Source organism: Caulobacter sp. Root487D2Y, from assembly GCF_001427165.1.
Classification (GTDB): Bacteria; Pseudomonadota; Alphaproteobacteria; order Caulobacterales; family Caulobacteraceae; genus Caulobacter.
The window spans coordinates 165650-190527 of the sequence record NZ_LMFD01000009.1 but is presented as its reverse complement, the minus strand read 5'-3'; the positions used below and the strand labels follow the sequence as shown (position 1 = coordinate 190527).

At 69.5% G+C, this 24878-nt stretch carries 20 protein-coding genes; 13 read left to right on the top strand and 7 right to left on the bottom strand.

The window, feature by feature from the left end:
- Nucleotides 1-8: 8 nt before the first annotated feature.
- From fliM to ASD38_RS08400, 4 genes are read left to right on the top strand one after another with little or no spacing between them, the layout of a single operon-like run.
- Nucleotides 9-1142: a flagellar motor switch protein FliM gene (gene fliM, locus ASD38_RS08415; RefSeq protein WP_056441695.1), complete on the top strand. Its 1134-nt coding sequence runs from the start codon at nucleotides 9-11 to the stop codon at nucleotides 1140-1142.
- Nucleotides 1139-1723: a DUF6468 domain-containing protein gene (locus ASD38_RS08410; protein ID WP_056459251.1), complete on the top strand. Its 585-nt coding sequence runs from the start codon at nucleotides 1139-1141 to the stop codon at nucleotides 1721-1723. The genes fliM and ASD38_RS08410 overlap by 4 nt, the downstream gene beginning before the upstream one ends.
- Nucleotides 1720-2487 (top strand): MotE family protein, encoded by a 768-nt coding sequence (locus ASD38_RS08405; RefSeq protein WP_056441689.1) that lies wholly within the window; start codon nucleotides 1720-1722, stop codon nucleotides 2485-2487. Before ASD38_RS08410 ends, ASD38_RS08405 begins: the two co-directional genes overlap by 4 nt.
- A 22-nt stretch (nucleotides 2488-2509) precedes the next feature.
- A complete protein-coding gene (locus ASD38_RS08400) occupies nucleotides 2510-5410 on the top strand; it encodes a hypothetical protein (protein WP_056459248.1) in 2901 nt (966 codons plus the stop codon).
- An 81-nt stretch (nucleotides 5411-5491) separates the two neighbouring features.
- Here the strand turns inward: ASD38_RS08400 and ASD38_RS08395 are convergent, their stop codons facing one another.
- On the bottom strand, nucleotides 5492-6367 hold the full coding sequence (locus ASD38_RS08395; protein WP_056441683.1) for a sigma-70 family RNA polymerase sigma factor: 876 nt from the start codon (nucleotides 6365-6367) through the stop codon (nucleotides 5492-5494).
- A 174-nt stretch (nucleotides 6368-6541) separates the two neighbouring features.
- Here ASD38_RS08395 and ASD38_RS08390 point away from each other — a divergent pair, with 174 nt between their 5' ends.
- The 7 genes from ASD38_RS08390 (at nucleotide 6542) to pyk (ending at nucleotide 14933) form a co-directional block, all read left to right on the top strand.
- A complete protein-coding gene (locus tag ASD38_RS08390; RefSeq protein WP_056459244.1) occupies nucleotides 6542-6844 on the top strand; it encodes a hypothetical protein in 303 nt (100 codons plus the stop codon).
- A gap of 269 nt (nucleotides 6845-7113) precedes the next feature.
- Nucleotides 7114-8577, top strand: coding sequence for a glucose-6-phosphate dehydrogenase (gene zwf / locus ASD38_RS08385; protein ID WP_056441677.1), 1464 nt, complete (start codon nucleotides 7114-7116; stop codon nucleotides 8575-8577).
- A 1-nt stretch (nucleotide 8578) separates the two neighbouring features.
- Nucleotides 8579-9274 (top strand): 6-phosphogluconolactonase, encoded by a 696-nt coding sequence (gene pgl, locus ASD38_RS08380; protein WP_056441674.1) that lies wholly within the window; start codon nucleotides 8579-8581, stop codon nucleotides 9272-9274.
- A gap of 4 nt (nucleotides 9275-9278) precedes the next feature.
- A complete protein-coding gene (edd, locus tag ASD38_RS08375; RefSeq protein WP_056459241.1) occupies nucleotides 9279-11090 on the top strand; it encodes a phosphogluconate dehydratase in 1812 nt (603 codons plus the stop codon).
- Nucleotides 11091-11103: 13 nt separating this feature from the next.
- The gene (gene glk, locus ASD38_RS08370; protein WP_056442415.1) at nucleotides 11104-12093 is read left to right on the top strand and encodes a glucokinase; all 990 of its coding nucleotides are present in this window, start codon (nucleotides 11104-11106) and stop codon (nucleotides 12091-12093) included.
- Between the two features lie 132 nt (nucleotides 12094-12225).
- The gene (locus tag ASD38_RS08365; RefSeq protein WP_056459238.1) at nucleotides 12226-13245 is read left to right on the top strand and encodes a LacI family DNA-binding transcriptional regulator; all 1020 of its coding nucleotides are present in this window, start codon (nucleotides 12226-12228) and stop codon (nucleotides 13243-13245) included.
- Between the two features lie 257 nt (nucleotides 13246-13502).
- On the top strand, nucleotides 13503-14933 hold the full coding sequence (pyk, locus tag ASD38_RS08360) for a pyruvate kinase (RefSeq protein ID WP_056441666.1): 1431 nt from the start codon (nucleotides 13503-13505) through the stop codon (nucleotides 14931-14933).
- Between the two features lie 140 nt (nucleotides 14934-15073).
- On the opposite strand, the gene ASD38_RS08355 is transcribed toward pyk, so the two are convergent.
- The 5 genes from ASD38_RS08355 to ASD38_RS08335 all read right to left on the bottom strand — a co-directional run bounded on the left by ASD38_RS08355 (nucleotide 15074) and on the right by ASD38_RS08335 (nucleotide 19531).
- Nucleotides 15074-15376 carry a hypothetical protein gene (locus ASD38_RS08355; RefSeq protein ID WP_056441663.1) on the bottom strand — a complete coding sequence of 101 codons (303 nt, stop codon included), beginning with the start codon at nucleotides 15374-15376 and terminating at the stop codon, nucleotides 15074-15076.
- A 41-nt stretch (nucleotides 15377-15417) separates the two neighbouring features.
- Nucleotides 15418-16113, bottom strand: a complete 696-nt coding sequence (locus tag ASD38_RS08350) for a Crp/Fnr family transcriptional regulator (protein ID WP_056441659.1) — start codon at nucleotides 16111-16113, stop codon at nucleotides 15418-15420.
- A 455-nt stretch (nucleotides 16114-16568) separates the two neighbouring features.
- A complete protein-coding gene (locus ASD38_RS08345; RefSeq protein WP_056441655.1) occupies nucleotides 16569-17702 on the bottom strand; it encodes an acyl-CoA dehydrogenase family protein in 1134 nt (377 codons plus the stop codon).
- A 1-nt stretch (nucleotide 17703) separates the two neighbouring features.
- Nucleotides 17704-18321, bottom strand: a complete 618-nt coding sequence (locus tag ASD38_RS08340) for a 2-hydroxychromene-2-carboxylate isomerase (RefSeq protein ID WP_056441652.1) — start codon at nucleotides 18319-18321, stop codon at nucleotides 17704-17706.
- 4 nt (nucleotides 18322-18325) lie between these two features.
- A complete protein-coding gene (locus tag ASD38_RS08335; RefSeq protein ID WP_056459234.1) occupies nucleotides 18326-19531 on the bottom strand; it encodes an acyl-CoA dehydrogenase family protein in 1206 nt (401 codons plus the stop codon).
- Between the two features lie 212 nt (nucleotides 19532-19743).
- Here ASD38_RS08335 and ASD38_RS08330 point away from each other — a divergent pair, with 212 nt between their 5' ends.
- On the top strand, nucleotides 19744-21417 hold the full coding sequence (locus ASD38_RS08330) for a GNAT family N-acetyltransferase (RefSeq protein ID WP_056459232.1): 1674 nt from the start codon (nucleotides 19744-19746) through the stop codon (nucleotides 21415-21417).
- Here ASD38_RS08330 and ASD38_RS08325 read toward each other — a convergent pair.
- Nucleotides 21377-21589: a hypothetical protein gene (locus ASD38_RS08325; RefSeq protein ID WP_056441642.1), complete on the bottom strand. Its 213-nt coding sequence runs from the start codon at nucleotides 21587-21589 to the stop codon at nucleotides 21377-21379. The genes ASD38_RS08330 and ASD38_RS08325 overlap by 41 nt on opposite strands.
- Before the next feature lie 213 nt (nucleotides 21590-21802).
- On the opposite strand from ASD38_RS08325, the gene ASD38_RS08320 reads away from it, so the two are divergent.
- A complete protein-coding gene (locus ASD38_RS08320; protein ID WP_056459228.1) occupies nucleotides 21803-24823 on the top strand; it encodes an SEL1-like repeat protein in 3021 nt (1006 codons plus the stop codon).
- Nucleotides 24824-24878: the final 55 nt, after the last annotated feature.

Here is a 24878-nt window from a genome sequence, read left to right as displayed (position 1 = left end):
GAACCGACATGGCGGAAGAAATCGACGATCAGGCCGCGATGGCCCAGTGGGCCTCGGAAAACCCGCCCGCCGAAGGCGGCGGGGTGGGCGACAACCAATTCGGCGACTTCAGCGGCGGGATGGGCGGCTGGGACGACGGCGGCGGCGACGGCATGGGCGCCGAACGCATCCTGAACCAGGACGAGATCGACAGCCTGCTGGGCTTCGACATGTCCGGCGACGGCAACGACGACCGCACCGGCATCCGCGCGATCATCAACTCGGCCCTGGTCTCGTACGAGCGCCTGCCGATGCTGGAAATCGTCTTCGACCGCCTGGTGCGGTTGATGACGACGTCCCTGCGGAACTTCACGTCGGACAACGTCGAGGTCAGCCTCGACAACATCAGCTCGATCCGTTTCGGCGACTATCTGAACTCGATCCCGCTGCCGGCCATCCTGGCGGTGTTCCGGGCCGAGGAGCTGGACAACTATGGCCTGCTGACGGTCGACTCCAACCTGATCTACTCGATCGTCGACGTGCTGCTGGGCGGCCGTCGCGGCACCGCGGCCATGCGCATCGAGGGCCGGCCCTACACCACCATCGAGCGGGTGCTGGTGCAGCGGATGGTCGAGGTCGTGCTCAACGACGCCAAGGCGGCCTTCGAGCCCCTGCACCCGGTGTCGTTCAGCCTGGACCGGCTGGAGACCAATCCGCGCTTCGCCGCCATCGCCCGGCCGGCCAACGCCGCGATTCTTGTGAAGCTTCGGATCGACATGGAAGACCGCGGCGGCAGAATCGAGCTTCTGCTGCCCTATGCGACCCTCGAACCCATCCGGAAGATGCTGCTCCAGCAGTTCATGGGCGAGAAGTTCGGCCGCGACAACATCTGGGAAGGCCACTTGGCCACCGAACTCTGGACCACCCAGATGGAGGTGCGCGCCGTGCTCGACGAGCAGCAACTGCCGTTGTCCAAGGTGCTGAACCTGCAGGTGGGCGACACCCTGATGCTCAACGCCACGCCCGACAGCCCGGTGGAGCTGCGCGCCGGCTCCATCCCGCTGACCCGCGGGCGCATGGGCCGCCGCAACCACTCGATCGCCGTGCGCGCTGACGCGCCCCTGACCTCGGCGGCCAGAAAAGCGGTTCAGAAGCTGAAATGAGTCTGACGGCCATCGCTCTCAACGGTCTGCTGGCGGTCCTGCTGCTGATCGCCCTGGCCTTCGGCGTGCGCCTCGAGCGCCGGCTGAAAGCCCTGCGCGACAGTCATGAGGGCTTCACCAAGGCCGTGGCCGACCTCGACCGCGCTGCCATGCGCGCCGAGCAGGGCCTGGCCGATCTGCGCGCCGCCACCGACGAGGCCGCCGACACCCTGGCCGATCGGATTTCCAAGGCCCAGGCCCTGGCCGCCCAGTTGGACGAGCGCCTGGACCGGCCGATGGTCACGCCGCCGCCGGCTTCCCCTTCAGGGACCGCGACCGCGCGCCCCGCCGCCGCCTCGCGTCCGATGCGCGCGCCCCAGCCGGAGCTTCCGCCGGAGACCCCGCGCCGCCTGCGCGCCGAGGACTTCGAAAAGCTGCTGGAGCGCGAGGCCCGCATCCCGCGCGACGCTCCGCCGCCGCCCGCCGCGCGGCCTTCCGCGCCGAAGGAAACTCCGCGTTCACGGGCGCGGATGGATGATGACTTGTTCGAGGGCCCGGAAGATCCGCCGCGCCCCGGTTCGACCTTTAGAGGCCGTCGATGAAAAACGTTCCGCGCATCCTGCCGATCATCGGGGTCACCGTCGTCGGCGTGCTCGCCGTCAACGCCCTGGCGGGCGCGAAGTCCTTTCCGGACATGCTGAGCGGCGCCAAGGCCTTCGCCGAGAGCGCGGCCAAGCCCGGCGAGAAGGCCGCCTCGGCCGCCGACGCCGGCAAGGACGCCGCCGCCAAGACGCCGCCGCCGATCTGCGCGCCGTCGTCGACCGAGTTGGCCAAGGAAGCCGGCCTGTCGCCGGCCGAGCTGCGCGTGCTGCAGAGCCTGGGCCAGCGCCGCGGCCAGCTGGACCAGCGCGAGCAGGATATCGATGTCCAGCTGCAGCTGCTGAACGCCGCCGAGGCCAAGCTCGACGCCAAGATGAAGGCGCTGACCGGCATGAAGGGCGAGATCCAGGGCCTGCTGGGCCAGGCCGACGCCCAGAAGGAGGTCGAGGCCAACCGCATGGTGCTGGTCTATTCGGCCATGAAGCCCAAGGACGCCGCCGCGCGCATGAGCGTGCTGGACGACAGCGTGCGCCTGCCCATCGCCGCCAGGATGAAGGAACGCACGCTCAGCATGATCCTGGCCAACATGTCGCCGAACGACGCCAAGATCCTGACCGAGCGCCTGGCCAACCGCCTGTCGTCCGAGGCCATCGCCAAGCAGCGCGCCGCCCTGGCCGCCGCCGACAAGCCGGCCGCCGATCTCTCGGCCCAGGCCGCGGCCGCGCCGCTGGCCGGCGCGAGCCCGGCCGCCAAGAAGGCCGGCTAGGGACAGGAGCGAAAGCGGGGGCATGAAGCTGGGGGCGTTTCTGAGATCGACCGTCGCGGCGATCTGCATCCTCGGGGTCGCGACCCCGACGGTGTCGATCTCGGCCGCGCCGCGTCATGTCTCGAAGTCCGCCCAGCACAAGCCCGCGCCGCGCAAGGCCGCCGCCCCGGTCGCCGCGGCCGGTCTTCAGGTCCGGATCGCCCAGGCCCCCGATTTCACGCGGCTGGAGTTCCCCGGTTCGCGCGGCATGCAGGCCCGTCGCGAGGGGACGGCCGTCGTGCTGCGCTTCCCGCGCGACGCCAATCCCAATCTTTCGTCCCTCAATGTCGGCCCGCCGCGCTGGGTGAAGGGCGCCCAGGCGCGCCATGTCGGCGGCGTGGTCGAGATCGTGGTCGCGCTGAGCGACGACGCCGATTTCCGGGCCGGCAACGCCGACGGCGACGACTTCATAAACCTGTTCGCCCGCCAGGCCGCCGCTCCGGCGCCGGCTCCCGTCGCGGCGGTCGTTCCAAATCGCCCCAATCCGATGCCGGCCGGCGGCGTGGTGCCGGTCAAATTCGACAAGGTCTCGGGCCAGGTGCAGCTCAGCTTCGACTGGGCCAATCCCGCCGGCGCCGCCGTGTTTCGTCGGGGCGAGGCCGTGTGGGTGGTGTTCGACGCGCCGGCCCGGCTGGACATCGGCAAGCTGCCCGCCAGCACGCCGCAGTACCGCAACATCCAGGTTTTCAAGGGGTCCGACTACGCGGCGCTGCGCATCAGCACCCCGCAGGGCGCGCCGTTCTACGCCGAGGGCGTCGGCTCCAACTGGACGATCGCGCTGGGCGCGGGAAGTCAGGACTCGCCCGATCTGGTCCGCGTGGCCCGCGACGACAACGCCAGCCCCGCCACCCTGACCGCCACCGTCGCGGGCACGACCCGGATCGTCTGGGTGGGCGACCCGGCGGTCGGCGACCGCATCGCCGTCGCCACCGCCCTGGCCCCGTCCAAGGGCCTGCCGTCGCGTCGCGACTATGTCGAGATGGCCCTGCTGCAATCGGCCACCGGCCTGGCGGTCGAAAGCTATTCCGGCGACCTGCAGATGACCGCCGACGGCGACATCGTCCGCATCGGCCGGCCCAAGGGCCTGCTGCTGTCGTCGACGTCCAGCGGCCAGGCCCAGGCCGACGCCGGGGCCGGCGCGCCCCAGGCGATGTCGATGCCGGCCCTGATCGATCCCGAACACTGGTCCAAGACCGGATCGGGCGGCTTCATGGCCCGCTACGACGCTCTGCTCGGCGCGGTTCCCGCGGCCGGCGGCGCCGACGGCAAGGGCGACGACACGGCCGCCCGCATGGCCCTGGCCCGCTTCCTGGTCGGCTCCAACCTGTCGTTCGAGGCGATCGGCGTGCTCAACGCCGCCGGCCGCGCCCACCAGACCCTGATGGGCGAGGGCGAGTTCCGGGGCCTGCGCGGCGTGGCCAAGGTGATGGCGCGCCGTTACGCCGAGGCCGAGACCGACTTCGCCTCGCCGGTGCTGAACGACGATCCCTCGGCCGCGATGTGGCGCGGCTACATCGCCAGCAAGACCGGCCAGTGGGCCGACGCCAACCAACGGTTCGCCGACGGCGCGCGCGCGCTCAACATGTTCCCCGCCCTGTGGCAGGCCCGGTTCCTGGGCGCCCAGGCCGAGGCGGCGGTCGGCGTCGGCGCGCCCGAGACCGCCGTCCGCCTGGTCAACCAAGCGCTGAAGCTGCCCAATATCCCGGTCGAGGACCAGCTGGAGCTGCGCCTGACCCTGGCCAAGGCCTTCGAGGCCAAGAACGATTCCCGCGCCCTGCCGGTGTTCCAGGCGATTGCCCGCTCGGGCATCGACCGCCTGGCCGCGCCCGCCACCCTTCACGCCATTCAGCTGCGCCTGGCCAAGAACCAGATCAGCGCCGACATCGCCGCCAAGGGGCTGGACGCCTTGCGCTTCCGCTGGCGCGGCGACGGGGTCGAGCTGGACACCATTCGCGCGCTCGGTCAGCTGCAGATCCGCCAGGGCCGCTATCGCGAGGCGCTGGAGGTGCTGCGCTCGGCCAGCAACGTCCAGTCCGACCAGCCGCAAGCCGTGGCGCTGCGCAACGACCTCAACACCACCTTCCGGACCCTGTTCCTCGACGGCCTGGCCGACGGCATGCAGCCGATCCAGGCGGTGGGCCTGTTCTACGATTTCCAGGACCTGACCCCGATCGGCGCCGACGGCGACCAGATGGTCCGCAACCTGGTGCGCCGCCTGGTCGACGTCGACCTGTTGGAAGAAGCCGCCAAGTTGCTGAAGTACCAGGTCGACAACCGCCTGAACGGCGTGCCCAAGGCCCAGATCGCCACCGACCTGGCCTGGATCTATCTGATGGACCGCAAGCCCGAGAGCGCGCTGGACACCATCAACGCCACCCGCACCACGATCCTGCCGCCGGCCCTCAACGCCGAGCGCCGGTTGGCCACCGCCCGCGCCCTGATGGGCCTGGGCCGCTATGACGCGGCGCTGGAGGTGATCGAGAGCGACAAGAGCCGCGACGCCGAGGATGTCCGCGCCGAGATCGCCTGGAAGCAGCACACCTGGCCCCAGGCCGGAGCCCTGTACGAACGCGCCCTGGCCGATCGCTGGAAGACGCCGGGCATCCTCAGCCCGGCCGATGAGTCCAAGCTGCTGCGGTCGGCCGTGGCCTTCAGCCTGGCCGACGACGACGCCTCGCTGGGCCGTCTGCGCCAGCGCTACGGCGGCTTCGTCGAGGGCGCGCGCAATCCCGACGGCCTGCGCGTGGCCCTGGCCGGCGCCGACCCGGGCACTCTATCCAGCACCGACTTCAGCAGGGTCACCGCCGACAACGAGGCCTTCAACGGCTGGGTGGCCAAGATGAAGGACCGCTTCCGGGCCCAGGCCAGCCGCAAACCCGCCTAGAGCCTGCCTAAGCGGGCCCTACCTCGAACCTTTGGAGCGTGACAGACGCCGAAACCGGCATCCACGTTCAGCTGTCACGCTCTAGTCGCGCGCGATCGTCAGGCTCTCCATCAGGTAGGGCGCGTAGAAGTAGTCGTGGATCGCCGCGATCTCGCCGTCCTTCCAATCCAGCAGGACCACGTAGCGCACGGCGGCCGTCGGATCGGCCGGATCGCTGACCAGCAGCGCCGCGCGGCCCTCGGCGACGCCGGCCTCGAACCGCCAGCCCGATGTCGAGGCGTAGTGGGTAAAGTAGACCGACACATCCCTGCGGCCCTCGATCCGCCGGCGATTGGCCAAGTCCAGCCGCACGTCCTCGCTGAGCAGGGCGCGCAGGGCGTCGAAGTCGCGGGCGTTGAAGCGGTCGGCATAGGCCCGCAGCCGCTCGCGCTCGGCGGCGTCCAGCCGGGGAGGGGCGGCGTCCGGCTCTTGGGCCAGGTCCTTCAGGCGCGCGCGGCCGCGATGCAGGGCGGCCTTGGCGGCTGGCGGGGTGAGGTCCAGGAGCTGGGCGGTTTCGTCCAGCGAATGGCCCAATACGTCGATCAGCGCCACGCACGAGCGCTGGGCCACCGGCAGGCGCAGCAGCACGGCCAGGCTCGCGGTGGCCGCCACCCGGGCGTCGGCGGCCGCGGCGGGGTCGACGATTTCGGTGAACGTCTCGTCGAGGACGACCTGGCGCTTGCGGCCGCGCAGGGCGTCCAGGGCGGCGTTGTGGGCGATGCGGAACAACCAGCGGTCCGGATGCTCGATCGGCTCGGCGGCGGGGAAGGCGGCCGCCGCCTTGGCCAGCGCCTCCTGCACCACGTCCTCGCCGTCGAAGGCCGAGCCGACCATGCGCGCGCAATAGCGGTGCAGGCTGGGGCGCAGGTCCGCCATCAGCTGGCTGAACGCCTCCGGGGCCAGGTTGCCGTCCGCCATGTGCCGTCCTCTCACGCGCCGCGCCGACGGCGGCCCCATCTCCAAGACGTCGGGCGGACGCCAAAGGATTCGCGGCCCGGAAATATTTCTTCGACCGAATCCTTCGGGCCGCCCGTCGCGTCCTTGGTCATGACGGCCGCATTCCGCGCCGTCCCAATCCAAGGATTTAAGACCATGCAGAGGGTTACATTGGTGCGCTACGCCGCCAAGCCGGATCGCGCCGACGAGAACCAGGCGCTGTCGCTGGAGGTGTTCGACGAGCTGAAGAAGGTCCGGCCCGACAACATCGCCTACGCGCTGTTCCGCGACGGCGTCGACTTCGTCCATCTGTTCGTCAACCTGCGCGAGGACGACGCCGGCGTCCTGACCGACCTGCCCACGTTCCAGGCCTTCGCCAAGGACGTGAACGATCGCAGCGAGGCGCCGCCGGAAGCCACCCGCCTGAGTCTGAAGCTGCTGGCGTCGTACGGTCTGTAGGGGCGGCCTCTAGGAACGATTCTGCCTTTCCACCCTGCCTACGCGGCCGCCTCTTGCCGGGGCGGCCGCGTTTCGTCCGTCCAGCGGTGAACCTTCGCGCGCGAAAAGCGATTGGTCTTCTGGCGGCGGCGCCCCAAACCCCTTAGTTAGACGCCGCGCGCGCGGTCCTGTCGGGACGTCGACACGAGGCGTCGGCGCCCGACGTTTTGAGGGCCGCTTGCATTGCTCCGACGGGCGTGTCATGACAACGTTGTCATAGGGTGGAAACATTGACCAAAGAGACGAAAGCCGATCAGACCGGCCGGGAAGTGCTGGTCCTGCTGGGTGGCGCGGGCGACCTGGCCCTGCGCATGCTGCTGCCTTCGCTGTACTTTCTCGAGGTCGATCGTCTGCTGCCGCACGACCTGCGGATCATCAGCCTGGCGCGTCATGACTATGACGAGAAGCGCTACGAGGCGCTGGTCCTCGAACACCTGTGCAAGCGCGTCAACATCGACGACTCGGCCTGGAATCGCCTGGCGGCCCGGATCGATTACCTGTCCGTCGACATCACCACGGAAAAGGGCGCGGCCAAGCTGGCCGAGAAGATCGGCGATCACGGCGATCTCGTCGTCTATTTCGCCCTGTCGCCCAGCCTCTACGGGCCGGTCTGCAACGCCCTGCAGTCGGCCGGCCTGACCGGTCCGCGCACCCGCCTGGTGCTGGAAAAGCCGATCGGCCGCGACCTGGAAAGCTCGCGGGCCACCAACGCCGCCGTCGGCGCCGTGGTCAGCGAGAGCCAGATCTTCCGCATCGACCACTATCTGGGCAAGGAGACGGTCCAGAACCTGACCGCCCTGCGCTTCGCCAACGTGCTGTTCGAGCCCCTGTGGGACAACAAGCACATCGACCACGTGCAGATCACCATCGCCGAGACCGAGAAGGTCGGCGAGCGCTGGCCCTATTACGACGAGTACGGCGCGCTGCGCGACATGCTGCAGAACCATCTGCTGCAGTTGCTGTGCCTTGTGGCCATGGAGCCGCCGTCGGGCTTCGATCCCGACGCGATGCGCGACGAGAAGGTCAAGGTGCTGCGATCCTTGCGGCCCTTCACCAAGGCCAATGTCGCCCACGACACCGTGCGGGGGCAGTACGTGGCCGGGGTGGTCGAGGGCACGGCCCGCGAGGGCTATCTGGAAGAGGTGGGCAAGCCCTCCAGGACCGAGACCTTCGTGGCCCTGAAGGTCGACATCGACAACTGGCGCTGGGCCGGCGTGCCATTCTTCCTGCGCACCGGCAAGAACCTGCCGGACCGTCGCACCCAGATCGTCGTGCAGTTCAAGGCGACCCCGCACAACATCTTCGGCGCGGCCACCAAGCATGAGCTCAAGGCCAACCGGCTGGTGATCTATCTGCAGCCCCAGGAAGACATCTCCCTGACCGTGATGACTCGGCGGCCGGCGCTCTCGGAAGAGGGCATGCGCCTGCAGGCCCTGCCGCTGTCGCTGAACATGGCCGCGCCGGGCAGCCGTCGGCGGATCGCCTACGAGAAGCTGCTGCTGGACGTGTTCCGCGGCGATCGCACCCTGTTCGTGCGGCGCGACGAGGTCGAGCAGGCCTGGCAGTTCGTGGACGGCGTCTCGGCCGCCTGGGCCGAGGCCAAGATCGAGCCCGCGCCCTACGCCGCCGGCACCTGGGGTCCGCACGGCGCCACGGCGCTGATCGCGCCGCAGGGCCGGGCTTGGAACGAATAGCATGGCGTCCCTCCCCAAGATCGAGGCCTTCGCCACCCGGGAAGCGCTGTACGACGCCGCCGCCTCGGTCGTGGCCGCGGCCCTGACCGATGGCGTGGCCAAGCGCGGCCAGGCGGGTTTCGCCGCCACGGGCGGCACCACTCCGGCGCCGGTCTACGACCGCCTCGCCGCCATGACCGTTCCCTGGGACAAGGTCGTGGTCACCCTGAGCGACGACCGCTTCGTGCCGCCGTCGCACGATGGCAGCAACGAGGGACTCGTGCGCCGCCACCTGCTGGTCGGCCAGGCGGCCAAGGCCAGCTTCGCCCCGCTGTATTTCGAGGGCGTCAGCCAGCAGGAATCGGCCGATCTGGCCCAGGCGGGCGTGGCCCGGGCCCTGCCGTTCGGCGTGGTGCTGCTGGGCGTCGGCGCCGACGGCCACTTCGCGTCGCTGTTCCCGGGCAATCCGGCGCTGGCCGTCGGGCTGGATCCCAAGACCGACCGGACGGTGGTGGCGGCCCCGGCCGGCGAGCCCGCCCCGGACCTGCCCCGGATCAGCCTGACCTTCCAGGCGTTGATCCAGTCGTCGCTGATCGTCCTGCTGGTCACCGGCGAGGCGAAGAAGGCCCTGCTGGCAGGGCCGGTTGATCCCAGCCTGCCGATCGCCGCCATCCTGAACCAGGACCGCGCCCCGGTCCGTATCCTCTGGGCGGAGTAGTCCTATGGCCTTGAACCCTGTTATCGCCCAAGTCACGGCTCGGATCATCGAACGCAGCCGCGAAAGCCGCGCGACCTATCTGGCCAATCTCGACGCGGCCGCGGCCGCCCAGCCGGGCCGCGCCAAGCTCAGCTGCGCCAATTGGGCCCACGCCTTCGCCGCCTCGCCGGCGGTGGACAAGGTCCGCGCCCTGGACGTCAACGCTCCCAACCTGGGCATCGTCTCGGCCTATAACGACATGCTGTCGGCCCACCAGCCGCTCGAAGAGTATCCGGCGCTGATCAAGGACGCCGCGCGCGAGGTCGGGGCCACCGCCCAGTTCGCCGGCGGCGTGCCGGCCATGTGCGACGGCGTCACCCAGGGCCGTCCGGGCATGGAGCTGTCGCTGTTCTCGCGCGACGTGATCGCCATGGCCACGGGCATCGCCCTGACCCACGACGCCTTCGACGCGGCGCTGTATCTGGGCGTCTGCGACAAGATCGTGCCGGGCCTGCTGATCGGCGCCCTGACCTTCAGCCATCTGCCGGCGATGTTCGTGCCGGCCGGGCCGATGACCTCGGGCCTGCCCAATTCGGAAAAGGCCCGGATCCGCGCCCTCTACGCCGAGGGCAAGGTCGGCCGCGAGGAACTGCTGGCCGCCGAGAGCGCCAGCTACCACGGCCCCGGCACCTGCACCTTCTACGGCACGGCCAACACCAATCAGATGCTGATGGAGCTGATGGGCCTGCACCTGCCGGGCTCGGCCTTCGTCCATCCGCACACGCCGCTGCGCACCGCCCTCGTGAAGGAAGCCGCCAAGCGCGTGGCCGCCATCACCCACAAGGGCAACGACTGGATCCCGGTCGGCCGGGTGATCGACGAGAAGGCCGTGGTCAACGGCGTGGTCGGCCTGATGGCCACCGGCGGCTCGACCAATCTGGCCCTGCACCTGGTGGCCATGGCCCACGCGGCCGGCATCATCCTGACCCTGGAAGACCTGGACGACATCTCCAAGGCCACGCCCCTGCTGGCCAAGGTCTATCCGAACGGCTCGGCCGACGTGAACCAGTTCCATGCCGCCGGCGGCATCCACTTCGTGGTCAAGGAGCTGCTCAAGGCCGGTCTGGCCCACGAGGACGTACTGACCGTCGCCGGTCCCGGTCTGTCGCGCTACACCCAGGAGCCGATCCTGGTCGACGGCGAGCTGACCTGGCGCGAGGGCGCGGACCAGTCGCTGGATCTGAACATCCTGCGCCCCGCCTCCGACCCGTTCAGCCCCGAAGGCGGCCTGCGCCTGCTGACCGGCAACCTGGGGCGCGGCGTGATCAAGGTCTCGGCCGTGAAGCCCGAGCACCAGGTGATCACCGCCCCGGCGGCCGTGTTCCAGGAACAGGAAGACTTCATCGCCGCCTTCAAGCGCGGCGAACTGGACCGCGACGTGGTGGTGGTGGTGCGCTTCCAGGGCCCGTCGGCCAACGGCATGCCCGAGCTGCACAATCTGTCGCCGTCGATCTCGGTGCTGCTGGACCGCGGCTTCAAGGTGGCCCTGGTCACCGACGGGCGGATGTCCGGCGCCTCGGGCAAGACCCCGGCGGCGATCCATCTCACCCCGGAAGCCGCCAAGGACGGCGCCCTGGCCTATGTTCAGGACGGCGATGTGATCTCCCTCAATGCCCATACGGGCGAATTGAAGATCCTGGTGGACGAGGCGGTTCTGCGCGCTCGCACGCCGGCGAAGACTCCGGCGTCCAAGCCGGGCTATGGGCGGGAACTGTTCGGCTGGATGCGGGCGGGGGTCGGCGCGGCCGACCACGGCGGCTCCGTGCTGTTTGCTTAGGATGAAGACGAAGATGAGCGGCTTGAACTCCATCGGGCTTGGCCTGGTCGGCGATATCGGCGGAACCAACGCGCGGTTCGCCCTGGTCGATTTCGATGGGGCCGATCCCCGGCTGATCGAACCGACCTCGTACAAGGGCGAGGACTACGGCACGGCCGAGGACGCCATCGAACACTATCTGGCCAAGATGGGGCTCAAGCATCCCGACCAGGCGGTGGTGGCCGTCGCCGGCCCGATCGAGCACGGCACGGTGCATTTCACCAACAGCGACTGGAAGCTGTCGGAGGACAGCCTGCGCCGGGCGGGCGGCTTCCGCACGGCCAGGCTGATCAACGACTTCACCGCCCAGGCCCTGGCCGCTCCGCGCCTGGCCCCCAAGGACCTGCGCCAGATCGGTCCGCTGCAGACCTCGGGCGAGGGCGACGTGGCGATCCTCGGTCCGGGCACCGGCTTCGGCGCGGCGGGCATGGTGCGCCGGCACGGGGTCGAGACGCCCCTGACCACCGAGGGCGGCCATATCGCCTTCGCGCCGTTCGACGAGGTCGAGATCGAGGTCCTCCGTATTCTGATGAACCGGTTCGGCCGCTGCTCGATCGAGCGGATCCTGTCGGGCCCCGGCATGGAGGACCTGCACATGGCCCTGGCCGAGGTCGAGGGCCGCAAGGCCGACGAGCTGACCGCCAAGGAGATCACCGAGCACGGCGTGGCCGGCGACGCCTGCTGCAAGGTCACGATCGACCGGTTCTGCGCCATCCTCGGCTCGGCGGCCGGCGACCTGGCCTTGGCCCTGGGCGCCCGGGGCGGGGTGTTCATCGCTGGCGGCATCGGGCCCCGCATCGTCGACCTGCTGGAAAAGAGCGAGTTCCGCAGCCGATTCGAGTCGAAGGGCCGGCTCAGCGACTACACCAAGGCGATCCCCACCCACGTGGTGATGAACCCCCACACCGCCCTGATCGGCGCGGCCGTGGCCATGACGCCGGACGGAAAAGCGGCCATTTCGTAGGGCTTTCAGGCCGACAGGGGTCGTTTCCGGTCGTTCAAGGCGAGTTTTCCGCGCGAAGTGGGCTCGCCTTGACAAGGCTGTCATGCCTTTATTGCGTCGCTTGTCGATTTTCCGACGCTTCGCGAGGCCGTCTTGAGTTCCAAGGTTACGATCCACGAGGTCGCCCGCCTGTCGGGCGTATCGATCAAGACCGTTTCGCGGGTGCTGAATCGCGAGCCGAACGTGAAGAACGACACCCGCACCCGGGTGCAGGAAGCCGTCGCGGCCCTGAACTATCGGCCCAACATCTCGGCCCGCAGCCTGGCCGGTTCGAAGGCCTATCTGATCGGCGTGTTCTTCGACAACCCCAGCCCCGCCTACGTCACCGACGTGCAACTGGGCGCGATCGCCCGCTGCCGCGAGGAAGGCTACCACTTGATCGTCGAGCCGCTGGACTCGACCGGCGACGTGGCGGCCCAGGTGGAGCCGATGCTGCACACCCTGCGCATGGACGGGGTGATCCTGACCCCGCCGGTCTGCGACAATGTCGCGGTGCTGGACGTGCTGGAAGCCGAGGGCGTGCCCTATGTGCGGCTGTCGCCCGACCAGGACCTGGACCGCTCGGCCCATGTGCGCATGGACGACGTGCGCGCCGCCTACGAGATGACCGCTCACCTGATCGGCCTGGGCCACACCGACATCGGCTTCATCAAGGGCCACCCCGAGCACGGCGCCTCGCACCTGCGCTACGAGGGCTATGTGGCGGCGATGACGGAGCACGGCCACGCCGTGCGCGCGGAGCATGTCGAGCAGGGCTGGTTCTCGTTCCGCTCGGGCTTCGAGGCGGCCGAACGGCTGCTGGACCGCCCCGACCGTCCCACGGCGATCTTCGCCTCCAACGACGACATGGCCCTGGGCGTGATGGCGGTGGCCAACCGCCTGCGCCTCGAGGTGCCCCAGACCCTGTCGGTGGCGGGTTTCGACGACACGCCCGGCGCCAAGGTCGTCTGGCCGCAGCTGACCACCGTGCGCCAGCCGATCCAGGCCATGGCCGCCGCGGCCGCCGACCTGCTGCTGACCGGCGCGACCCGCGCCGAGGGCGATTCGCCGCCGCCTTCGCGTCTGCTGGATTTCGAGCTGGTGGTCCGAGAGTCCACCGGCCCGGTCGGCTAGCTCGGACTCTCCGACGCGACCCGGGTCGCGCCTCGCGCGTTGAGCTCTTCAAGGCCGCCGTCCCCCATATTTTCTTATGGAGGTGGAAAGCCTTCGGAGTTGACGCTAAGTCAGCAATGGCGAATCCGGGCTCGGACCGCTAGACAACGTTGTCAGGCGCGAAATTCGAGAATGATGTTCGCCCAAAGCAAATCCTTTCGGCTCTGCGGTATTTCTCGCCGCATTGCAGCATTTTCTAACCTCTCCGGAGCAGGTTCATGATCCGCGCGCGCCGCTCCCGCATTGTCGCCACCATCGGCCCGGCCAGCAGCTCGCCGGAGATGATCGTCACCCTGGCCAAGGCCGGGGCGGACGTCTTCCGCCTGAACTTCAGCCACGGCAGCCACCACAACCACGCGGCCGCCTACGAGGCCATTCGCGCGGCGGAAAAGGTGGTCGACCGGCCGCTGGGCATCCTGGCCGACCTCCAGGGTCCCAAGCTGCGCGTGGGCAAGTTCGCCGACGGCCCGGTGTCGCTGAAGGCCGGCCAGGCCTTCCGGTTCGACAGTGATCCCACGCCGGGCGACGAGACCCGGGTGCACCTGCCGCACCCCGAAATCCTGGTGGCCATGCGGCCCGGCGCGACGCTGCTGCTGGACGACGGCAAGCTGCGGATGACGGTGACCGACGCCGGCCCCGGCTACGCCAACACCACGGTCGTCAACGGCGGCAAGCTGTCGGAACGCAAGGGCGTGGCCGTGCCGGACGTGGTGATCCCGATGTCGCCCTTGACGCCGAAGGACCGCGAGGACCTGGCCTTCGCCCTGCGCCTGGGCGTCGACTGGATCGCGCTGTCGTTCGTGCAGGCGCCGGAAGACATGGCCGAGCTGCGTCGCATCGTCGAAGGCCGCGCCGCCGTGCTGGCCAAGATCGAGAAGCCCCAGGCGCTGAAAGTGCTGGGTCCGATCCTCGACCTCTGCGACGGCGTGATGGTGGCTCGCGGCGACCTGGGCGTCGAGATGGCCCCGGAAGAGGTGCCGGTGGCCCAGAAGGTCATCCTGCGCGCCGCCCGCGAACGCGGCATCCCGGTGATCGTCGCCACCCAGATGCTGGAGTCGATGACCACCTCGCCGACCCCGACCCGGGCCGAGGCCTCGGACGTCGCCAACGCCGTCTACGAGGGCGCGGACGCGGTCATGCTGTCGGCCGAAAGCGCGGCCGGCGACTATCCCGAAGAGTCCGTGGCGATGATGAACCGCATCATCGAGCGGGTGGAGCGCGATCCGCGCTGGCCCGAGCTGATGCAGGCCGAGCAGCCGCACGACGACGAGGACGCCGACGTTCTGGTGGTCGCCGCCGCCCAGGCCGCCAAGGCCGGCTCGACCCGGTGCCTGGTGGCCTTCACCACCACGGGCGCCACCGCCCGCCGCCTGGCGCGCGAGCGGCCGCTGCAGCCGGTGCTGGCCCTGTCGCCGCGCATCGAGGCCGTGCGCCGCATGTGCCTGGTCTGGGGCGTGGAGGCCCGTGTCAGCGGTCAGCCCGACAGCCTGGAGGTGGTCACCTCCGACGCCGTCGCCAAAGCCGTCGAGCTGGACCTGGTCGGGCCCGGCGAGCGCCTGCTGATCGTCGCCGGCACGCCGTTCGGCGCCCCCGGCGCCGCCAATCTCCTGCGCCTGGCCCACGCGCCGTTCCCGGCCCGCAAGCGGTAACAGCAAGGCCGCTCATCCCGGCGAAGGCCGGGACCCAGATGGAAGGACCGTGGGGCTGACGCCAGGAGCACCGAGCTCTTCCAATCAACCTCTCCGCTATGGGATCTGGATCCCGGCATTCGCCGGGAAGAGCGGACTGTTTATTCGCTCACCGCCTCGTAGTGGCGCACGAACGGTTCCTTCTCGATCAGGAACTCGGCGTCGAAGTCGTAGTACTTGGCGCGCTCGAAATCCTCGCCGGCGAAACGCTTGATGGCGTCCAGATCGGTCCAGAAGGTCAGCATCTCGAAGTGCGTGATCTCGCCCTCGCGCCGGGTCAGGCACCAGGCGCCGAGATTGCCGGGCGTCGACTTGTAGTCGGGCAGGGCCACTTCGCGCATCAGGGTCAGGTAGCGGTCGCTCAGGGCCGCCGGCGCTCGGCCATGCCAATTTCGGACGATCATGCGGGCCTCCTCTCCAACACGCCGTTGGAGATAGGAAGGCTTCAGCCGAACGGAAGCGGCAGCAGGCGCTCGTAGCCGCGCCGCACGGCGGCGTAGCACTCGCAGGTGATGGCCTCGAGGCCGGCGCGGTCGAGGATGTCGACGACGCCGCGTCGATAGCGGATCAGGCCCTTGGCCTGCAGCGATCCGGCCACGGCCGTGACCGTGGTGCGCTGGACGCCCAGCATGTCGGCCAGGAATTCCTGGGTCAGGTTGATGGTGTCGCCGTCGATGCGGTCGCGGCACGACAGCAGCCAGCGGCAGAAGCGGGCCTCGACCCCGTGCAGGGCGTTGCAGGCCACCGACTGGATCGCGTGGCCGAACAGAGCCTCGTTGTGGCGGTCGACCAAGTCGCGCAGGGCGGGGCTGCGGGTCCAGGCGTCGTGCAGGGCCGAGGCGCTGATCCGCGAGGCGAAGCCGGGCGCCTGGACGATGGCCCGCACCAGCGACTGGCGCGGCGCCACCGCGGACATCAGGCCCAGGGCGCCTTCGCGGCCGACCGGCGCCGACTCGATCGCCGCGCCGTTCTCCATCAACGTCATCAGCGAGATGACGCAGTCGTGCGGGAAGTAGACGAGGTCGATCTGATCGCCCGGGTCATACAGGTGACGACCCTTCTCCAGCTCATGATGGGTGAGATGCGGCGAGATCAGCCCGAAATCCTCGGACGGCAGGGCGACGAGCAGGCGATTTTTCAAGGGTGCGGCGGTCCCGTCGTTCGAATCGATCACCGATATGCGGTAGGATTTGAAGCTATAGGTTGGAATACGACGGGGTGCTGTCGAGTAGTCGACACAAGTGCAGGACACTTGTCGGGGCTCAAAGAGCGCTATTAACTGCGTCGGAAACCCGACATTACAGGAATAGTTGATGCGGTCGCGACTATGTCTGCGAGGTGCATCCTGCTTGAACTTTCGTCAGGCAATGTCGGAAGCGGCGGTTTCTTCCGTGGCGCTGAGCGGGTCGGCGCCTGGCCCAGCCTGACCTGGTCCTTCGGCGCGATCGGCGCTCGCGACGGCTCTTCCTCCTCGCGCGAGGGAAGGGGAGTCGGCCTGGGCGAGGGCGGTTCCTAGGGTGAAGGTCGCCCCGCCGCCGTCATCCCGGATCGGCGCGCCGCGCGCTTTTCCGGGACAGCGAGAAGCAGCTGGCGGGATCAGAAACCCGACAGCCCGGCGTAGCGGTCACGATGGAACGAGGCCGAGCCGAACAGGGCCTCGGCCACGCGGGCGCGCTTCATGTAGAGGCCGGCGTCGTGGGCGTCGGTCATGCCGATGCCGCCATGCATCTGGACCATCTCGTTGGAGGCCAGGTGCAGCACCTCGGACGCCTTGGCCTTGGCCAGGGAGGCTAGCAGCCGGGTGTCGCCGCCCGCGTCCGCCGCTTCGAGGGCGGCCTCGACGCACGAGCGGGTGGTCTCCAGGTCGGTGAACAGCTTGGCCGCGCGGTGCTGCAGGGCCTGGAACGTGCCGATGACCTGGCCGAACTGGGTGCGGGTCTTGATGTAGTCCAAGGTGATCTCGAAGGCTGCGGTGGCCGTGCCCAGCATCTCGGCGGCGAGACCGGCATACGCGCGGTCCAGCACCGGCTCCAGGATCGCCCAACCCTTGCCGACCTCGCCGAGCACCGCGTCGGCGCCGAGCTGGACGTTGTCGAAGGTGATCTTGGCCGCGCCGCGGCTGTCGACCAGGGACAGGTGGGTCCGGGTCACGCCCTTGGCGTCGCCGGCCACGAGGAACAGGGTGATCCCGTCGCTGTCGCCCGCCGCGCCCGAGGTGCGGGCGGCGACGACCAGCAGGTCGGCGGCCTCGCCGTCGAGCACGAAGGTCTTGGTCCCGTTCAGGACGAAGCCGCCGCCGGACGCCGTCGCCGACAGCGCCGTGTTCAGCGGCGCGTGATGCGAGCCCTCGTCGACCGCCAGGGCCCCGACCGCCTCGCCGGTGGCGATCCTCGGCAGCCAGGCGGCCTTCTGGGCGTCCGAACCGCCCAGGACCAGGGCGGAGGCGGCGACCAGGGCGGTGGAGAGCAGGGGGGAAGCCACCAGGTTGCGGCCGGTCTCCTCCAGGATCAGCCCCAGGCCCAGGTAGCCGAAGGCCGAGCCGTCGAAGTCCTCGGGCACGATCACCCCGGCCCAGCCCATGGCGCCCATCTCGCTCCAGGTTGCCGGATCGAAGCTCTGCCTGGAGCCGCCGTCGCGCAGCTTGCGCAGCGCGCCGACCGGGGCGCTGTCCTGCGTCCAGCCTTTGGCCGCGTCGCGCAGCATGGTCTGTTCTTCGGTCAGGACGGCCATGTCAGGCTTGCTCCAGCTCGTGGTTTTGATGGCGGACGGCCCAGTCGAGGGCCTGTTCGAGACGGTCGTTGCCCCAGAAGAGCTCGCCGTCGGCGGTGACGAAGGAGGGCGCGCCGAACAGGCCGCGCTCCTGGGCCTGGCGGACATGGTCCTTCAGGCGGGTCTTGATGGGATCGGTCGCGGCGGCGGCCAGCACCGCGTCAGGCCCGGCGCCGACCGAGGCGATCAGCGGGGCCAGCACCTCGGCTTTCGAGATGTCCTGGTCGTCGACGAAATTGGCCGTGTAGACCGCGCGGCTGAAGGCCGGGGTCCAGCCGTCCTCCAGGCCGACGATCGCCACGCGGGCCGCGAGAAGCCCGTTGCGCGGGAACTGGCTGGGATGGACCAGCGGCAGGCCTTCCATGTCGCAGACCCGTTGCAGGTCGCGCCACATGTAGTCACCTTTGATCGGGAAGGCGTTGAACGGGCTGTCGTTCAACCCCTGCTGCTCGTGCATCAACGGTCCCAGCAGGAACGGCCGCCAGGCCACGGCCACGCCCGCCTGCTGCGCCAGGCGCTCGATGCGCATGGCGGCGGGGTAGCTGTAGGTGCTGCCGAACTCGTACCAGAACTCGAGCATCGGACTACTGATGGTCCAGCAGTCCGAGGACACGCTTGGCGACGACGTTGAGGTTAACCTCGCTGGTGCCCCCCTCGATCGAGTTGCCCTTGGCGCGCAGCATGGCGCGCGGCGCGGCCAGCTCGTCCTTGCTGAAGCCTTCGCCCTCCCAGCCCAGGCCCTGCAGGCCCAGGGCCTCGACCAGCAGCTCGGTGCGCTCCTGGTTCATCTTGGCGGCGGCGTACTTGATGATCGACACGGCGGCGCTGGGGCCCGAGCCGGTCTTGGACTCGGCCTCGGCGCGGCGCACGGTCAGCATGAAGGCGTGGGCGTCCATGCGGTGATGGGCGATGCGGGCCCGCAGGTCGCCGTCGGCCAGGCGGCCCAGGGCGTCGACCCCGATCTCCGCCTTGGCCGCCTCGACCACGTCCAGCCCGCCGCCGCCGCCGAAGCCCGAGGCCGAGATGTTCTGGCGCTCGTACTGGAGGAGGCGCTTGGCGATGTCCCAGCCGCCGTTGACCTTGCCGACCAGCTGTTCCTTGGGAACCTTCACATTGTCGAAGAAGGTCTCGCAGAACGGCGAGTTGCCGCTGATCAGCTTGATCGGCCGGGCTTCGACACCGGGCGAGGTCATGTCGAACAGCACGAACGAGATGCCCTCGTGCTTCTTGGTGGTGTCGGTGCGCACCAGGCAGAAGATCCAGTCGGCCTGGTCGGCGTAGCTGGTCCACACCTTCTGACCGTTGATCAGCCAGTGGTCGCCCTTGTCTTCGCACTTGGTCTGCAGGGAGGCGAGGTCGGAGCCCGCGCCCGGCTCGCTATAGCCCTGGCACCAGCGGGTCTCGCCGCGGACGATTTCCGGCAGGAAGCGCTTCTTCTGTTCCTCGGTGGCGTATTCCAGCAGCACCGGGCCCAGCATCCAGATGCCGAAGCTCATCAGGGCGGGGCGGGCCTTGAGGCGGCGCAGCTCCTGCTCCAGCACCTTGTTCTGGGCCTTGGACAGGCCGCCGCCGCCGTATTCCTTGGGCCACATCGGGGCGGTCCAGCCGCGCTCGGCCATGCGGTCCAGCCATAGTTTGGCGTCGGGGTTCTTCCACTTGAATTTCTTGCCGCCCCAGGGCGCGTCGTCCTCGCCCATCGGGGCGTTCAGCGACGAGGGGTAGCTTCGTTCAAGCCAAGCGCGCGTCTCGGCCCGGAAAGTCTCCAGATCGCCGCCGCCGAAATCCGCCATGGCCGTTCTCCCTAACTCGCCCGTCTTTGTCTTTTCGCGGCGCCGTCGTTCTCAGGGCTTCCCGCGTCGGCCGGCAGACTACGCCATGAAACGACGGGGGCAAGCCTATTCAAACAGGTGTTCGTCATGCGATGGGCGACCTTGGCGGGGCAGGCGCGCTATAGAAGACGGCGATGACGTGTCCCGCTGGGATTCGCCGATCAGGGGTCTTGATGTCCGCGCCGCAACTGAGACCAGCCTTCCTCGCCGTCGCGCCGACGCTGTCGGCCATCCTGGCGGCCTGCGCCGGGATCCTGCTGCTGGCCTCGGGCGCGACGCCGTCCGAGCCGACCCGCTTCGCGATCTGGCTGGCCGTCGCGCCTGGACCTCTGATCGAGGTCAGCCACTTCGTCTCGTCCATCCTGGGCCTGGTCCTGATCCTGCTGGCCTTCGGCCTGCGCGCGCGCCTGGACGCGGCCTGGTGGGCGGCGCTGTTCACCCTGGCGGGCGGGGCGATCCTGGCGCTGTTCAAGGGGCTGAACTGGGAAGAGACCGTCATCCTGTCGGCGATCATGCTGGCCATGCTGCCGTTCCATGAGGCCTTCCCGCGCAAGGCGGCCCTGTCGCGGATGGAGATCACGCCCGGCTGGCTGCTGTCGGCCGCGGCGGCCCTGATCGGAGTGGCCCTATGCGGCTGGTGGACCTTCGCCCACACCGAATACGCCGACCAGTCGGTGATGAAGACCATCGGCGACCGGGAAGTGGCCCGCGCCATCCGCTCGTCGGCCGCCGCCGCCATCGTGCTGATGGCCATCGGCGTCTGGCGGCTGATCTCGACCCCCGCCACCCCGCCCGTTGTCGATGACACCGACCCGGAATTCGACCGCGTGCGCGCCATCCTGGCCAAGGCCGAGAACGCCGAGCCGCCGTCGAACCTGGCCCTGCTGGGCGACAAGCGCTTCCTGTTCTCGGCCTCGGGCGAGAGCTTCCTGATGTTCGGCGTGCGCGGCCGCTCGTGGATCGCCATGGGGCCGCCGGTCGGCCGCGACGACGAGCGCATGGAGCTGTTCTGGCGGTTCCGCGAACTGGCCGACGCCCACGCCGCCCGCGCCGGCTTCTACGCCCTGGGCCCCGCCGACCTGCCCGACAGCGTCGATCTGGGGCTGGCGATCCAGAAGACCGGCGAAAGCGCCGCCGTCCCGCTGGAGGCCTTCTCCCTGGCCGGCCGTCGCCGCGAGGTCCTGCGCCGCAACTGGCGAAAGGCCGGGGAGGGTGGGGCGGCGTTCGAGGTCCTGCCGGCCGACCAGGTCCATACGATCATGCCCGCGCTCAAGGCGATCTCCGACGCCTGGCTGGCCCACCACGCCGGCGGCGAGAAGAGCTTCTCGATGGGCGGCTTCGACGAGCGCTACGTGGCCGAGTTCCCGGTGGCGCTGGTGCGGGTCGAGGACCGGATCGTCGCGTTCGCCACCCTGTGGACCACGGCGAGCAAGGTCTCGTTCTCGATGGACCTGATGCGCTACTCCGACGACGCGCCCAAGAACGTCATGGACTACCTGTTCGTCGAGCTCTTGGGCTGGGGCAAGGAGCAGGGCTACCAGGCGTTCGAGTTCGGCGTGGCCCCGCTGGCCGGCCTGGACGATCGCCCGCTGGCTCCGATCATGTCGCGCGTGGGCCGCCTGCTCTACGAGCGCGGCGAGGAAATCTACAATTTCCAGGGCGTGCGGCGGTACAAGGACAAGTACGACCCGGTCTGGCAGCCGCGCTACATTGCCGCGCCTCACAAGTGGGCCATACCCTTTTTGCTTGCGGACATCGGTCTGCTCTCGTCCGGCGGCGTCTCCGGCCTGACGAAAAGGCCGCGACCTAGTAGCGCGGGTCGCCCGTCTTCATCCCCAGCAGATTGAGGATATGGGCCGCCATCAGCAGGGCCACGACGGCGCCGGCCACCATCAACGGACGCCACGGCATCATGCGCGGACCCTTTAAAACATTGATCGGACGGGCTCCGCGCCAGCCGCAGAACACGGCGAACAGCAGGGCGGCGACGGCGACGACAATGGTGGTTGGAAGGTCCATTCGCCTCTCATGGCCTGCGACAATCGGCCATGCAAATCGTTAACGCGCGTTAACCACGTGCAGCCGAATCTTAGGTACACACGTTGAGAAGGTGTGCCTGTTAACCATCCACAGTTTATCTTGACCATAACTATATGTAGCGGTGGTGGTCGCGTTTACACGCTAGGAATCGGTGACTAGCGTTGGTTCCCAGGTGCATAGGGAACGATTCGGATGACGGCCGCGGCGCCATGGAGCGTTAAGGGGATCGACCCCAAGGCACGGGAGGTCGCTAAGGATCTCGCGCGTCGCTCCGGCATGACGCTGGGCGAATGGCTCAACCGCATGATCATCGAGGGCGAGGGTTTCGACGTCTCGGCCCTGGAAGCCTTCGGCGAACCCAGCCGTCCCTCCCTGGCGGTCAACAACGACGGCGCCAAACCTTCCTATTACGAGACCGCCCGCGGCGGCGCGCCGTCGCGCATCGAAGCCCGCGAGCATCCCGCCGACGAGGTCGGCCGCGTGGCCGTCGCCCTGGACCGCCTGACCGACCGCATCGAGGCGGCCGAGAAGCGTTCGGCCCAGGCCATCAACGGCATCGACGAATCCGTGCGCGGCGCCCTCCAGCGCCTGGTCGCCGCCGAGCGCGAGCAGGTCGCCGTGGCCGCCCGCTTCGAGGGCGTGGTGGACGAGATCAAGACCGACCAGACCCGCGCCGCCGAGCGGCTGCGCCGCATCGAAGCCGAAGCCGTCGGCCCGCGTTCGGCCGAAGCGCTTCGGGCCCTGGAAGGGGCCTTGGGCAAGGTCGCCGGGCACCTCTATGAAGGCGAAGCCCGCACCCGCGAGACCATCGCCCATCTGGAACAGCGCCTGGACAACCAGGCCGGCGTCGGGGCCGGCGATCCCTCGGCCCTGGTCGAAGAGGTCGTGGCCCGTCTGGGTCAGCGCCTGGAAGCCGCCGAAGCCCGCACCGCCGAGGCCCTGCAGGCCCTGAACACCTCGTTCAGCGCCCTGGACGGCCGTCTTCAGACCGTCGAGAGCAGCAATCCGGGCGAGGGTATCCAGAAGCGTCTGGACGACCTGACCGGCAGCCTGACCCAGCGCATGGAAGCCGCCCGCCTGGAGATGGCGACCAAGCTGCGCCAATCCGCCGACGGCCGCTTCGACCGCATGGAGCAAAAGCTCGGCGAGATGACCGCCCACGTGCAGGCCGCCGAGCAGCGCTCGGCCAAGGCCATCGAGCACATGGGCCGTGAAGTGGTCGGCATGGCCGACGCCCTGAACCGCCGCGTCCAGACCTCGGACGCCCGCAACACCGCCGCCATCGCGCAGGTCGCCGCCAGCATCGACCAGAAGCTGAACCGCGCCGACAGCGTCCAGGCCCAGGCCCTCGAGAAGCTGGGCACGGAAATCGCCCGGATCACCGAGAAGCTGGCCGAGCGGATCAGCAACGCCGAACGCCGCAACGCCCTGGCCATCGACGACGTCGGCGACCAGGTCACCCGCGTCACCGACCGCCTGAACCAGCGCCACGAGCGCACCTCGCAGGAACTGGTCGACCGCATCCGCCAGAGCGAGGAGCGCACCGCCCGCCTGCTGGAGGAAGCGCGCGAGAAGATCGACACCAAGCTGGGCGAGGCCCAGCGCCGCCTGGCCGAGCAGGCCGCCGCCGCCGCCGCCGCCGCGCCGCCCGCGCGTCCCGCCCCGTCGCCGTTCGACGACGGCGAGCGCTATTCGTTCGGCGGCGAGGCCGTGCCCGAGGACGTCTTCGACCAGCCGGCCGCCTACATGCCGGCCAAGGCCTCCACGCCGGCGCGCACCGCCGCGCCGGCCGCCTTCCAGAGGCCCGCCTTCGAGGCCCCGGCGTTCGAAACCACGGCCTTCCCGACCAGCGAGCCGCCCGAGCTCGAATTCGGCGACGAGGACTTCGAGGCCGCCGACGGCTTCACCTCGGCCCTGGAACCGGAAACGGCGTTCGAGCCGGAAACGGAATACGACAGCGATTTCTCGGCTCCCGAGTTCGCCGCCGCCGAATTTTCCGCCCCGCAAGAGCCCGCCGCGCCGTCGCGCCCGCTGTCGACGCGGGAAGTGATCGAGCAGGCCCGGGCCGCCGCCCGTCAGGCCGCCCTGACCGGCGACGCCAAGGGCAAGGACAAGCCCAAGGACAAGAAGACGGGGACCTCGCTGTTCGCCGGCTTCGGCGCCAAGAGCGCCCAGAAGAAGGCCAAGAAGGGCGCGATGAAGACCGCCCTGATGGTCTCGGCGACCGCTGCCTGCCTGGGCGTGGCCTCGGCCGGCGCGATCATGAGCCTGACCCAAGGCACTGGCCCGCTGCCGGACCGCGTGGCCCAGGGCCTGTCGAACAAGACCACGGGCGAGATCCGCACCGCCGAAACCGACACCAGCCCGGTCGGCGCCCGCGCCGCCGTGGCGCTGACCACGCCGGCTCCGGTGGAAGCGGCTCCCGTCGACGCCGCGCTCGCCGCCGTCGCGACGCCGCCCGCCGAGAACGCTCAGGCGCTCTACGAAGACGGCGTGCGCCGCATCGAGGCCAAGGACCGCACCGGTCTGGACAGCCTGCGCAAGGCCGCCAACCTCGGCCTGCCGCGCGCCCAGTTCTATCTGGCCAAGATGTACGAGGTCGGCGAGGGCGGGGTGAAGAAGGACCTGGTCGAGGCCCGTCGCTGGACCGAGCGCGCCGCCACGGCCGGCGAGGCCCGCGCCATGCACAACATGGCCCTGTACTACTACAAGGGCGAAGGCGGCGAACGGAACTCGACCAAGGCCGCCAGCTGGTTCCGCAAGGCGTCGGACCTGGGCCTGGTCGACAGCCAGTTCAACCTGGCCCAGCTCTATGAAGGCGGTTGGGGCGTCAGCCAAAACCCGACCGAAGCCTACAAGTGGTACCTGATTGCCGCGCGGTCGGGCGACACCGCCTCGCGCGCCCGGGCCATCGCCCTGCGCGCCCAGTTGACCGCCGAGGGCCAGCGGATCGCCGAGCGTTCGGCCAGCGCCTTCCGCTCTCAGGCCGCGACGCCGGTCCAGACCGTCGCCTCGGCCGCCGCGCCCAGCGCCGGCCTGGCCACCGCCCAGCGGGCGCTCTCCAAGCTGGGCTACTATCAGGGCCCTCAGGACGGCGTCACCTCGCCGGCCCTGCAGATGGCCATCGCCGCCTATCAGCGCGACCAGAATCTCCAGACATCCGGCGCGCTGGACGGCGAGACCCTCAGCCGCCTGTCGACCTGGGCCCGCTGAGCCCGACGATCGTTTCGATCGCCAAAGCCAAGCTTTCAAAGCTCGTTTAGGTGAG

What these genes read in the sequence shown, in the direction of transcription:
- fliM (WP_056441695.1), top strand. Translation starts at nt 9, where the DNA reads ATGGCGGAAGAAATCGACGATCAGGCCGCGATGGCCCAGTGGGCCTCG.
- ASD38_RS08400 (WP_056459248.1), top strand. Translation starts at nt 2,510, where the DNA reads ATGAAGCTGGGGGCGTTTCTGAGATCGACCGTCGCGGCGATCTGCATC.
- ASD38_RS08390 (WP_056459244.1), top strand. Translation starts at nt 6,542, where the DNA reads ATGCAGAGGGTTACATTGGTGCGCTACGCCGCCAAGCCGGATCGCGCC.
- ASD38_RS08330 (WP_056459232.1), top strand. Translation starts at nt 19,744, where the DNA reads ATGTCCGCGCCGCAACTGAGACCAGCCTTCCTCGCCGTCGCGCCGACG.
- ASD38_RS08355 (WP_056441663.1), bottom strand. Translation starts at nt 15,376, where the DNA reads ATGATCGTCCGAAATTGGCATGGCCGAGCGCCGGCGGCCCTGAGCGAC.
- ASD38_RS08395 (WP_056441683.1), bottom strand. Translation starts at nt 6,367, where the DNA reads ATGGCGGACGGCAACCTGGCCCCGGAGGCGTTCAGCCAGCTGATGGCG.
- ASD38_RS08335 (WP_056459234.1), bottom strand. Translation starts at nt 19,531, where the DNA reads ATGGCGGATTTCGGCGGCGGCGATCTGGAGACTTTCCGGGCCGAGACG.
- ASD38_RS08320 (WP_056459228.1), top strand. Translation starts at nt 21,803, where the DNA reads ATGACGGCCGCGGCGCCATGGAGCGTTAAGGGGATCGACCCCAAGGCA.
- ASD38_RS08340 (WP_056441652.1), bottom strand. Translation starts at nt 18,321, where the DNA reads ATGCTCGAGTTCTGGTACGAGTTCGGCAGCACCTACAGCTACCCCGCC.
- ASD38_RS08325 (WP_056441642.1), bottom strand. Translation starts at nt 21,589, where the DNA reads ATGGACCTTCCAACCACCATTGTCGTCGCCGTCGCCGCCCTGCTGTTC.
- glk (WP_056442415.1), top strand. Translation starts at nt 11,104, where the DNA reads ATGAGCGGCTTGAACTCCATCGGGCTTGGCCTGGTCGGCGATATCGGC.
- ASD38_RS08410 (WP_056459251.1), top strand. Translation starts at nt 1,139, where the DNA reads ATGAGTCTGACGGCCATCGCTCTCAACGGTCTGCTGGCGGTCCTGCTG.
- edd (WP_056459241.1), top strand. Translation starts at nt 9,279, where the DNA reads ATGGCCTTGAACCCTGTTATCGCCCAAGTCACGGCTCGGATCATCGAA.
- ASD38_RS08405 (WP_056441689.1), top strand. Translation starts at nt 1,720, where the DNA reads ATGAAAAACGTTCCGCGCATCCTGCCGATCATCGGGGTCACCGTCGTC.
- ASD38_RS08345 (WP_056441655.1), bottom strand. Translation starts at nt 17,702, where the DNA reads ATGGCCGTCCTGACCGAAGAACAGACCATGCTGCGCGACGCGGCCAAA.
- pyk (WP_056441666.1), top strand. Translation starts at nt 13,503, where the DNA reads ATGATCCGCGCGCGCCGCTCCCGCATTGTCGCCACCATCGGCCCGGCC.
- pgl (WP_056441674.1), top strand. Translation starts at nt 8,579, where the DNA reads ATGGCGTCCCTCCCCAAGATCGAGGCCTTCGCCACCCGGGAAGCGCTG.